The sequence below is a fragment of the Budvicia aquatica DSM 5075 = ATCC 35567 genome, from assembly GCF_000427805.1.
Taxonomy (GTDB): Bacteria; Pseudomonadota; Gammaproteobacteria; order Enterobacterales; family Enterobacteriaceae; genus Budvicia; species Budvicia aquatica.
Genome location: NZ_ATYS01000029.1, coordinates 1 through 11750, shown reverse-complemented (window position 1 = coordinate 11750; position 11750 = coordinate 1). Strand labels below are relative to the sequence as shown.

Annotated in this window: 7 protein-coding genes; 4 read left to right on the top strand and 3 right to left on the bottom strand. The window is 45.1% G+C overall.

All coding sequences use genetic code 11. From position 1 onward, the window contains the following. The first annotated feature begins 1 nt into the window (after position 1). Both YWE_RS0112605 and YWE_RS0112600 read left to right on the top strand, forming a co-directional pair. On the top strand, positions 2-1249 hold the full coding sequence (locus YWE_RS0112605) for a Zn-dependent hydrolase (RefSeq protein ID WP_036015952.1): 1248 nt from the start codon (positions 2-4) through the stop codon (positions 1247-1249). Then, complete coding sequence (locus tag YWE_RS0112600; RefSeq protein WP_029094861.1) at positions 1242-2426, top strand: amidohydrolase; 1185 nt, start codon at positions 1242-1244, stop codon at positions 2424-2426. Before YWE_RS0112605 ends, YWE_RS0112600 begins: the two co-directional genes overlap by 8 nt. A gap of 103 nt (positions 2427-2529) precedes the next feature. On the opposite strand, the gene fbaA is transcribed toward YWE_RS0112600, so the two are convergent. After that, complete coding sequence (fbaA, locus tag YWE_RS0112595; protein ID WP_029094860.1) at positions 2530-3606, bottom strand: class II fructose-bisphosphate aldolase; 1077 nt, start codon at positions 3604-3606, stop codon at positions 2530-2532. A 101-nt stretch (positions 3607-3707) separates the two neighbouring features. Further along, on the bottom strand, positions 3708-4871 hold the full coding sequence (gene pgk / locus YWE_RS0112590; protein WP_029094859.1) for a phosphoglycerate kinase: 1164 nt from the start codon (positions 4869-4871) through the stop codon (positions 3708-3710). A gap of 722 nt (positions 4872-5593) precedes the next feature. On the opposite strand from pgk, the gene YWE_RS27220 reads away from it, so the two are divergent. Next, positions 5594-8695, top strand: a complete 3102-nt coding sequence (locus YWE_RS27220) for a DUF2339 domain-containing protein (protein WP_051323324.1) — start codon at positions 5594-5596, stop codon at positions 8693-8695. 1110 nt (positions 8696-9805) lie between these two features. After that, the gene (locus tag YWE_RS27215; RefSeq protein WP_051323323.1) at positions 9806-10945 is read left to right on the top strand and encodes an LPS O-antigen chain length determinant protein WzzB; all 1140 of its coding nucleotides are present in this window, start codon (positions 9806-9808) and stop codon (positions 10943-10945) included. A 100-nt stretch (positions 10946-11045) separates the two neighbouring features. On the opposite strand, the gene YWE_RS0112575 is transcribed toward YWE_RS27215, so the two are convergent. Beyond that, on the bottom strand, positions 11046-11750 hold a 705-nt coding region (locus YWE_RS0112575; RefSeq protein ID WP_029094858.1), incomplete at its 5' end, for a transketolase-like TK C-terminal-containing protein.

Below are 11750 nucleotides of genomic sequence, written 5' to 3'. Positions count from 1 at the left end.
AATGATACACGCAAACACAGACAGAATTCAGCAGCATATCGAACATATAGCCGCGTTTACGGCAACCCCAGGTCAAGGTACCACGCGAATGAGTTATAGCCCTCAGGGCAAGCAGGCGCGTGAATATATCAAGGCACAGATGCAGGCTGCCGGACTGACGGTACGAGAAGACGCTATTGGTAATATTTTTGGCAAACTGGCCGGAAAAGACGCCTCTTTACCTTGCGTAATGATTGGTTCACATTTTGACTCAGTTCCTAACGGCGGCGCATTTGACGGACCTGCTGGCGTAGTGATGGGATTAGAGATTGCTACACTATTCCACGAGCATAAGCTAACGCCACATTACCCGCTAGAAATAGTGGCACTGGTTGAAGAAGAAGGCGCCAGCTTTGGCCGCGGATTACTTGCATCCTGCGCCATCGCAGGAAAAGTCACTCTCGATGAGCTGAATACATTATGTGACAGTCAAGGCGTATCAGCGGCAACGCGTATGACTGAAGCTGGCTTTAACCCAGAAGCGGTTAACAGCGTGATTCGTACACCACAGTCTATTAAAGCATTTATTGAGCTCCATATAGAACAGGGACCGGTATTAGAGCAGTCTGGTACTGACATTGGCTTGGTCGATACTATCGTCGGAATTACCCAACTGGTCGTCACTGTCACAGGAAAAGCCGGGCACGCCGGTACTACGCCAATGGATAGCCGCCAAGATGCTTTGGTTGCCACCAGTAAAATGATTGCCCAGATTGGTGATTTTGCCCGTCAGGCCGGAGAAGCAACGGTAGCCACCGTCGGTAAACTTCAAGTTTTCCCCAACGGAGCCAATGTTATTCCCAATAAAGTGGTGTTTACGGTAGATATTCGCTCAAAAAGCGGTGACAAACTCAATCAGGTCATCGAACAAACGAAGCAATGTATTCAACAAAATTCAGTTGAAGGCATCATATGCCATATAGAGCAGCCGCTTTACGTACAGCCAACGCCGCTCAATGCAGCAATCCACCAGAAATTACAAAAACACAGCGATCAATTAGGGCTAAGCAGCCAGACGATGGTCAGCGGGGCCGGGCATGATGCAATGATCTTTGCTGGCATCTGCGACGTCGGCCTGGTGTTTGTGCCCAGCCGCGACGGACTCAGCCATCATCCAGATGAGTGGACTGACTATGAACAAATTCAAAAAGGCGTAGACGTCATTTTTCATACGGTAAAAGAAATAACAGAGGCAACTCAGCATGACTAATCAGAATATCGCGGCATCAGTAAAAACTCATCAGCAAGAGATGATTGCGTTTCGCCGTGATTTACACGCTCACCCGGAGCTCCCGTGGGAGGAAGTCCGCACAACCCAGAAAGTGGCGCAGGCTCTGGAAGCTATTGGTATTCCGTTTAGACTCACTAAACCGACCGGTGTCATTGCCGATATTAAAGGCGGTAAGCCGGGCAAGACCGTTGCCTTACGCGCCGATATGGACGCTTTGCCGGTACTCGAACTCAATGAAGACCTAAGCTATAAATCTCAGACTGCGGGTAAAATGCATGCCTGCGGCCACGATGCCCATACCGCAATGTTACTGACGGCAGCAAAAGCACTGTATGAGAACAGAGCCGAAATGCGCGGCAACGTACGCCTGATTTTCCAACCGGCTGAAGAGATTGCTCAGGGAGCCATTGAAATGGTTAAGCAAGGAGCCATTGAAGGCGTAGATAATGTGTTTGGTATGCATATCTGGTCAACGTCTCCGACGGGAAAAGTGTCTTGCAACGTCGGCTCAACCTTTGCCTCCGCTGACTTACTCAAGGTTACCTTTAAAGGCCGCGGTGGTCATGGTTCAATGCCAGAAGCCTGCGTTGATGCCGCCGTGGTTGCCTCTTCATTTGTTGTCAATCTGCAATCAATTGTTTCGCGTGAAACTTCACCGTTGGAACCGGCCGTTGTCAGCATCGGCAAAATGGATATCGGTACCCGGTTTAACGTCATTGCAGAGAATGCGGTACTGGACGGCACCGTTCGTTGCTTCAATGTGGAAAATCGTGAACGTATTAAAGCCGCTATCGAACGTTACGCTGAGCATACTGCCGCCATGTACGGTGCAACGGCTAAAGTGGAATATATTTACGGCACCTTGCCGGTGATTAACGAAGAGCGCAGTGCTCTGCTGGCGCAGTCAGTTATCCGCTCAGCCTTTGGCGATGAGTGCCTGTTTGCAGAAAAACCCACTACCGGCGGTGAAGACTTCAGCTTCTATATTGAAAATATTCCCGGCTGCTTTGCCCTGTTAGGATCGCGTAACGTAGAGAAAGGGACCGATTGGGCCCATCATCACGGCTGCTTTAATATTGACGAAGATGCCATGGTTAAAGGTGCTGAACTTTACGCTCAATACGCTTGGAGCTATTTGCAGCAGGATAAATTTTAATCATTACCTCATCCTGACTTAGTCAGCATAAGTTAAGAAAGTAAAACCCCCAGCAGTTTCCTGCCGGGGGTTTTTATTTAAAACGAAGCTATAACCAAAAAAATTACAGTACGTTTTCGCAGTTCAGTTCTTTAAATGCTTTCTCCAAACGAGCAATCATAGTGACCTGAGCTGCACGTAACCATGCACGCGGATCATAGTATTTCTTGTTTGGCTTATCGGCACCTTCAGGGTTACCTAACTGGCCCTGCAGATAATCTTTATTCTTGTTGTAGTAGCCAAGAACACCTTCCCACGTCGCCCATTGGGTGTCGGTATCGATATTCATTTTAATTACGCCATAGCTAACGGCTTCTTTAATCTCTTCTGCGCTTGAACCTGAACCACCGTGAAACACAAAGTTCAGAGCGTTATGCGGCAGGTTATGTTTTTTACACACAAATTCCTGAGAGTTATGCAGAATTTTTGGCGTCAGTTGAACGTTGCCAGGCTTATACACACCATGAACGTTACCGAAAGAAGCAGCGATAGTGAAACGAGGGCTGATCGCATTCAGTTTTTCGTAAGCATAATCAACGTCTTCTGGTTGAGTATACAGCGCAGAGTTATCAAGATGGCTGTTGTCTACGCCATCTTCTTCACCGCCGGTACAGCCCAGTTCAATTTCTAACGTCATGCCAATTTTAGACATACGCTTCAGATACTTACTACAAATTTCAATATTCTCTTCCAGAGACTCTTCGGACAGGTCAATCATATGAGAAGAGAACAGTGGTTTACCGGTTTCCGCAAAGTGCTTTTCACCCGCATCCAGTAAGCCGTCTAGCCATGGCAGTAATTTCTTCGCGCAGTGGTCAGTATGCAGAATAACCGGCACGCCATAGTGTTCAGCCACTAAATGAACGTGTTTAGCGCCAGAAATGGCACCAACAATGGCACTTCCCTGCCCTTCCAGCTTCATGCCTTTACCGGCAATAAACTGAGCACCGCCGTTAGAGAACTGAATAATTACCGGTGCACGGACTTTTGCAGCAGCTTCAATTACAGCATTAATAGAATCAGTACCTACGCAGTTTACCGCAGGTAATGCGAAGTTATTCTCTTTAGCAATCTGGAATACTTTCTGAACATCATCACCAGTAATAACGCCTGGTTTTACGAAATCAAAAATTTTAGACATGCGACTAGTCCTATTTTCATTAGCTATTGATGGAAAAGAATAGTAATTATTCTATTAATCATAGAAGAAACGGGAGGCAAAGCCTCCCGTCTTTATGACTTTTAACCTTTAGCACGCTCTTCGAGCATCACAACGGCTGGTAATTTCTTCCCTTCAACGAACTCAAGGAATGCACCACCGCCGGTTGAGATATAAGAAATTTTATCTGCAATACCGAATAAATCGATAGCAGCCAAGGTGTCACCACCGCCTGCAATCGAGAATGCATCGCTATCAGCGATAGCTTGAGCAATCACTTCGGTCCCTTTACGGAAATTAGGGAATTCAAAAACGCCTACCGGGCCATTCCACAGAATAGTTTTCGCGTTTCTTAAAATAACGGCCAACTCTTCTGCAGAAGCGTCACCTAAATCCAGAACCTGCTCATCATCTTTGATATCAGCAACAGACTTCATCGTCGCTGCGGCAGTTTCAGAAAACTCAGTTGCCACACGAACATCAGTAGGAACCGGGATATGACAGGTCGTCATTAATCGTTTGGCTTCATCAATCAGGTCAGCTTCATATAAAGATTTGCCCACATTGTGGCCCTGTGCCGCAATAAAGGTATTCGCGATACCACCACCAACAACCAGTTGGTCAGCGATTTTAGACAGCGATGCCAGCACGGTCAGCTTAGTTGAAACTTTAGAGCCACCAACGATTGCCACCATAGGACGAGCGGGATTACCTAACGCTTTACCTAATGCTTCTAATTCGCCAGACAGCAACGGACCGGCACAAGCGATTGGAGCAAATTTACCTACGCCATGGGTTGAAGCCTGTGCGCGGTGAGCAGTACCGAATGCATCCATAACGAACACATCACATAAAGCAGCATATTTCTTAGATAACGTCTCTTCGTCTTTTTTCTCGCCTTTATTGAAGCGCACGTTTTCTAAAACAACTAATTCACCTTCGGCAACGTCAACGCCATCCAGATAATCTTTAGCTAAGCGAACCGGTGCCTTAATGGCATCTTTCAAATAGTTAACAACCGGTAATAAAGAGAACTCTTCGTTATACTCACCTTCGGTCGGGCGACCTAAGTGTGAAGTAACCATAACGCGAGCGCCTTGCTTTAAGGCTAATTCGATAGTTGGCAGTGATGCACGGATACGCGCATCAGATGTTACTTTGCCATCTTTAACTGGCACGTTAAGATCCGCACGGATAAGAACACGTTTACCCGCCAAATCTAAATCAGACATCTTAATTACAGACATTGTGAATCCTCTTGTTAATTCTCTCAAAATTACCTGAGCAGCGGTAATACACGAGGCTAGTAACATGAGTTGTACTGCCTACGTCTTCCAGCTAAACCCGGCTAAATCTCATAAAATGCGGCTACTACTTAACAAAAATCACTTTCTGCGCACGGTGTCGGCGAGTCTACAGCCGGAACTAACACCATCGTTTAAAATATTTAACATACCGGATAAAACTATGCGATGAATGATAACACGAAAAGTATAGTTGGGATTAACCCGTCTATTCTAATCATTATCCATCCGCCGGTCTGTGATATCCCTATCGATTCACCCGTTTTACCCGTTCGTTCCTGTGCCAGCCTGATATGGCGAGCTGCGATAGGATAGAAACTGAAACGCTTCAGCACAGAGATAAAGATTACGGAAATATTCAGAATATTACTACTGATAAAATGTCGTTAAGCTAAAAAAATACAGAATTCAACTGGCTACTTAGCAGATAGGCTTCTAGCCTGCGGTTTGTATCCTTCGCGTTCTCGGCTCATAAATAGCCATCACTTGAAGAACTTAAGCTTTTCTTACCGCTTAGTTACAACTATTTATAATAAATACAAATAATTACACTTAACCGCTCAGATTATCAGCGTAAATACTCTATATTAGTTAGCTATAACCTGAGCCTATAATATTTATTATTTTATATTCAATGGATTAGTGCTTTAAAACAGGGAACATAAATGGAAGATCTCATTGTTATACTAGGGATTGTCGCTATTGTTGTGCTGGCTTCTATATTAACAAACCAGCTCTCCGCTATTCGCGGGCTATTAGCAGAACAGCTTGAAGTACTAAAAACACTACGTTCCTCATCCGTTGATACCTCATCGGTTTATCATCTATCAGCGGACACCACCACGGAATCTGTAGTAACCACACCGCAACAATCGCTCAGCGACACTGACGCTCTTGAGCCTGTTCAACCCGAAACCGATATTCCTCTTGCTGCGGCTGTTGATACCTATACCGGGCAGCAGTCGACAGAGTCTTCCCCTTATGCTTATGCATTCCGCAACTATCATGAAGCATTAGGCCATCGTTATACCGAACCGGAAACGCCAGCCAATACGATCGAAAGCATCGAAAACACCACGGGCGAAATCCCGACTGAGGCAGCCGTCGGAGTACCATTACCACAGCCTGTTATGGAAATGCAGGATGAGCAATTACTGCCACTGGCCGAAGTCATGGAAACCGAGACAGAAACTGATGTTGCGGCCGCCCTTGAATCAATAGCCATAGAGAATCAAGAACAAACTTCAGATATTCAGCTATCAGAGGCATCAGAAAATACTGACATCATTGAAGCAGAGCAACGCCATGACGATGCTATGTCGGAGTCCCCTTGGATATCGGATAAACCTGCTAGTGGGCCAGCCATCGACAACGCTGAACCTCAAGGAATTGTCGCCGTCTGGAAGTATCTTGAACAGCAATTTGCATCCCGCTGGATGGTATGGATTGGCGGCATAATTATGGCTTTGGGCGTTATCTTCCTGGTGAAAATTGGTAATGATAATGGTCTGTTCGGCCCTAAAATCCGTATTGGTATAGCAACATTGTTCGGCGTAATGATGACTGCCGGCGGTGAACTGCTACGCCGTTCTCGCTTCCATCTTTCATTACCCAGCGGACAATATATTCCGGCAGCGCTAAGCGGAGCAGGTGTCATTTCGCTGTATGCCAGCATGCTGGCGGCCAACTATATCTACGGTATGTTCTCGCTCTCTGTGATGTTTATCATACTGGCGATTATCTCTGCCGTCGCGATGTTCTTAGCCCTGACTCAGGGGCCATTTATGGCGGCCTTAGGCATCCTTGGCGCCTATATGGTACCGATGTTTATCTCAACCGGCAGCGGCAACGTCAGCGGATTATTAGGCTATGTATTCTTAGTTACAGCAGGTTCCCTTGGATTATTAAGTAAGATCTATCGCCGTTGGTTATGGTGGGGAGCCATGGCAGGTAATTACCTGTGGCTGACCGTTGCTATCTTTATCAATCCGGCCGAACATCAGATTGCTCGCGGGCTGTTTATTCTGCTCACTACCTATGGTTTTCTGGCTCTCCCTCATTTTGGCTGGCGGTTATCTGCCACAGCGCGAGATCTTAAGGCGCAATATACTAACATCCGCTGGCAAGACGGTATGCTGACCGGTAGCGTTGCTGCTCTGTTGTTAGCCTTAATGCCGGTATTTGGCCAGTTAGGGCTCTTTACTTGGATCACGCTATGGATTGGCTGTATCGCTCTGCTACTGCTGGGCAAACGTATTCCGTCATTAAACTGGTTGTCCGTTATCAGCAGCCTAGTCGCCGGGCTGGTACTGCTTTCTCTGCCGTCAGCTCGAATGGAACGCCCGTCATTTTTAAGTGAACTAACTTCCGCTGATTATCTATCAGCCCTGATTTGCCTTGGTTCACTGGCAATTATTTATGCGGCATATGGTTTTTATCAGGCCAGACAAAAAGGCCTGCAAAGAGAATTATGGGCAACGCTGTCAACCGCGGCGCCAATGCTGTTAGTGATTGGCCTATATTACTGGCAGCCGGCAAGCTGGTATCAGGATTACCTGAATATTAGCCACGCTGTCATTGTGTCTGTCGCTCTGACTTTTGGCGCCTGTTGGTATTATCTGGCAGATATTCACCGCAAAATGGATAACACCCTGCGTGCTATCTACTTTATTTTTGCCAACCTACTGATTGTTTGGAGCCTGTTCGAAGTCTTCTCTCAGGCGACGTTAACGCTGTTACTGGCAATACAGCTACTGGTTTCGGCCGTATGGATTTCTCGTCGCCGTATTCCGGTTCCTAACCAGATACTGCAGTTATTAATGGCGCTGATTCTGATTCGGCTTACCTTTAATATGGCCGTTCTAAGCTATCAACCAACGTTATGGGGGATGCCATGGACCCTACTGGGTTATGGTATTCCGGTGATTTGTTTATGGCTAACGGCCTATCTGCTACCAAATAAACATTATGAAGCCTCAGCCCGATGGGCGCAGGCAAACGGTATTTATCTGCTTGCCCTGTGGATCAATATTGAGCTTCGCCACCTGCTACACGGTAGTTATCAAATATCTCTCGATTTCAGTAGTCTGAAGGACGTGGCACTGCATGCTTCAACCTTTGGTATTATGGCACTGGCATACGGATATAAATCCCTTCACGCCCGCTTTGGGCTGGTTTACCGAGTTGGTGCATCAGCGGCCGGAGCCATTACTTTATTCCTCACGCTACTAGGGTCGCTGATGGTATTTAACCCGGCTATCACCGCTCAGTCGGTCGGCGCACTGCCTTTACTCAATATTGTCACCGTTGCCTATGCCTTACCGGTATTGATGCTATTTGTTACACTGCGCTACTGGCCGAACTGGTTACCGGAGCATCTGAAGCCATTAGGCTGGGGATTATTCTCACTGCTGGGAATGGTGTTTATCTCAATGACTGTCCGTCAACTGTGGCACGGAGATATACTCAGTCAACGTCAAATCTATGTGGGTGAACAATACTGTTATTCACTGGCATGGATGATAACTGCGATAGGATTAATGACTCTGGGCATTACCCGTAATCACCTGCTACTCCGCCGCGCCGCGTTAGCCCTATTGGCAGTCACTATACTTAAACTATTCCTATGGGATATGTCCGGTTTGACCGGATTCTACCGCCCGGTTTCCTTTATCGGTTTAGGCCTGTGTTTAGTCGGTATGGGCTGGTTCTATCAGCGGTTTGTTATTATGGAAAAACCGCAGGCAGAAGTAGAAGTCATAGCGTAATCCGTCGCTATTTTACCGTTAAAAAAGCCCCGGCAGAAATGCCGGGGCTTTGATATTTATCCAGTTTATTCAGCCAGACCTTTTACTCAATGACGTAAATTAACCGTGTTCCAAGATATTTCTTCTTGTTCATTTGGTAATGCTTATATCCCAATATCGCACTCAAGGGCAAAATTGGGCTTAGGCTAAATTACAATGCTATATATGTCAGTTTGCGCTGGGTGAAATTTCTCTGATAGCGTCACGTGCATATATCATAAACGTCAGCAGGATTGTTTCTTATGGTAGCAATAGCTGTGTAAGCAATTTAGTCCATGGTGCAATTTGAATCGATAGCCCATATGACTTACGGGATCGCTAAGATTACCTTTTTATGATTTTTAACCTAATTAGGCGCTTATCACTACAATATACTGTACCTGATAATGCTTTGTGCTCGAAAAACCAGCTCTCACAATCTTCTGCAACTATTCATACAGCCAATGCGTTTGTTTTTAGATTAATAGACTGTCAAATTAGTTTTGATTCTCATAATAGATCTCAAATATGATATTTAGCGATATTTATATTTATCATTAAGAGGTAGGTTTAATTTAAGTTAAATAAAATAGGTTGTTATCCTATTTTGGTTTTATATATTAAAATATTATTGCCTGTGATTCATTGATATTACATTGCTTAGATTTTGTTAAATTGATATTTTAAAGAGTCTCGATCTATTTATTGATATCATTTAGGATTAACTCTCTACTTTACCTATGTTAAATAGCATTAATTGCCACATTATGATCATTGCTCGGATTGTTTGATCGTGTTTAAATTAAATGATGACATGAAGTGTTGTTTTTATTGTCTTTTTTGTAATTTTTAAATCTCAGAACTTAGATTGGCACTTTATATCATTAATTAATAAAAACATGATGTTACAGAAATGATGTAACTAAGGAGCTGGCAGGATGACTTCATTTTATTATAACAATATAAATTATATTCTTTAGTTGACAGGAGCTTAAGTATTCCCATATCCGCATTATCTGAAATGATTGACATTTTGATTTCAATAAGAGTGGTCAGATTCAGATATTGGTTTAAGTACAAATAGGTGCTGTCATGAGTGAAAATGTCCATAATCCTATAATGAATAATACCGGTTACTATTATGTAAACGGTGGAAATAATAATGATGAAATTGACCTGTTTGATTTACTGTATAAATTGTGGAGCAGGAAGCTCATTATCTTAGCAGTTAGCCTGATTGCTACATTATTTGCCGGTATCTATGCTTTCACTGCCAAAGAACAATGGACAGCAAAAGTCTATATTTGCATGCCAAGAATAGCCCAGATAAACGACTATTTAGAGCTACGTCGGGCCTTTTCTTTAGTCAGCGGTACCGATGCTAATGTTCAAAATATCGCCAATAGTCTGTTTGCCGATTTTATTTCAATGGCTTCCAGTCCAGATGAAAAGCTCGCCTTTTTATCGCATTCTGATTACTTTTTCGAACAGACCAAGAATATGGACGAGATATCTCAACGACGTTGGCTCAGTGAGATGGCTGAAAAGGGGCTGACGATTTCTCCTCCGGATGAAAAAAGGAATCTTCCGTATTTTGCTATTTCGCTTACTGCTGATAATCCACGGGTTGCTCAGGCGATGTTAGAGAGCTACGTTCAAAGAATTAATGACAAAGTGATAGAACAAGATGACAGCGAATTTCGTAATAAGCTGGCTGCAATGATACAAGCTCGAAAAAAAGAGAAACAGGATATTGATTTTAACCTGAAGGCTAATCGAAATAATCAACTGGCAAATTTAGAACGATCGTTGAATACCGCTCAGAAAGCCGGCATAAAAAATTACTACACCAATACTTCAGAAAAAGGCAGTACTAAGATCGAACTGACGAATACGGTTCATCAGTATATGTTAGGGGAAAACTTTCTTAGTGCTGAAATTCAAAGTCTGAGTGATAGCCCGATTATCTATCCTGTTCGTTATTACGAAATAGAGCGTGAATTAGAGATGCTGGAGCCTTTGCTTAAGCAGCAAGCTGGCGCATTGTCATATCGTTATCAGCTTTCTCCCGGAGAATATCTTAAAAAAGACCGACCTAAACGCGCTCTGATTTTGGCTTTAGGTGGAATATTAGGCGTAATGGTTGGCGTGGGCTTTGTTTTAATACATTGCAGCATCAAAGATTTCCGCCGAAACAGACAAAGAAGATCTATCGCTGAGAATATTAGTTAGATAACTAAAAAGCCCCGATCGGGATGTGTTAGTCCAGACCGGGGCTTTGGTGTTTATCTGGCCTATTCAACCAGATGGTTTAATCAATAACGCCAATAAGCTACTTCAACAACGCACGAGCATGGGTCAGTACGTTATCGACCGTAAAGCCAAACTCTTCAAACAGCTGCTCGGCCGGGGCAGATTCACCAAAGCTGTGCATACCGATGATGCTGCCGTTCAGACCCACATACTTAAACCAGAAGTCCGCAATGCCGGCTTCAATCGCCACGCGCTTCGTAACGCCTGACGGCAATACTGATTCACGATAGTTTTGGTCCTGACGGTCAAAGGTTTCGGTTGACGGGATAGAGACTACCCGCACTTTACGCCCTTCTGCCGTCAGTTTGTCTGCGGCATCAACCGCTAAGCTGACTTCAGAGCCGGTGGCAATCAGAATCAGCTCAGGTACCCCGGCGCAGTCTTTCAGGATATAACCACCGCGGGCCACGTTGGCCAGTTGCTCCGGCGTACGCGGCTGCTGGGTCAGGTTCTGACGCGAGAAAATCAGGGCGCAAGGGCCGTCGTTGCGTTCAATGGCATGCTTCCACGCTACCGCGGACTCAACCTGGTCGCACGGGCGCCATGTGCTCATATTTGGCGTCAGGCGCAGGCTGGCAATTTGTTCAACCGGCTGGTGCGTCGGGCCATCTTCTCCCAGACCGATAGAGTCATGGGTATACACAAACACGTTGCGAATTTTCATCAGTGCCGCCATGCGCACCGCATTACGGGCATATTCCATAAACATCAGGAAGGTCGCGCC

Bases quoted from the DNA above. Each gene is read 5' to 3' on its own strand.
- YWE_RS0112605 (WP_036015952.1), top strand. From the start codon at position 2: ATGATACACGCAAACACAGACAGAATTCAGCAGCATATCGAACATATA.
- YWE_RS0112600 (WP_029094861.1), top strand. From the start codon at position 1,242: ATGACTAATCAGAATATCGCGGCATCAGTAAAAACTCATCAGCAAGAG.
- fbaA (WP_029094860.1), bottom strand. From the start codon at position 3,606: ATGTCTAAAATTTTTGATTTCGTAAAACCAGGCGTTATTACTGGTGAT.
- pgk (WP_029094859.1), bottom strand. From the start codon at position 4,871: ATGTCTGTAATTAAGATGTCTGATTTAGATTTGGCGGGTAAACGTGTT.
- YWE_RS27220 (WP_051323324.1), top strand. From the start codon at position 5,594: ATGGAAGATCTCATTGTTATACTAGGGATTGTCGCTATTGTTGTGCTG.
- YWE_RS27215 (WP_051323323.1), top strand. From the start codon at position 9,806: ATGAGTGAAAATGTCCATAATCCTATAATGAATAATACCGGTTACTAT.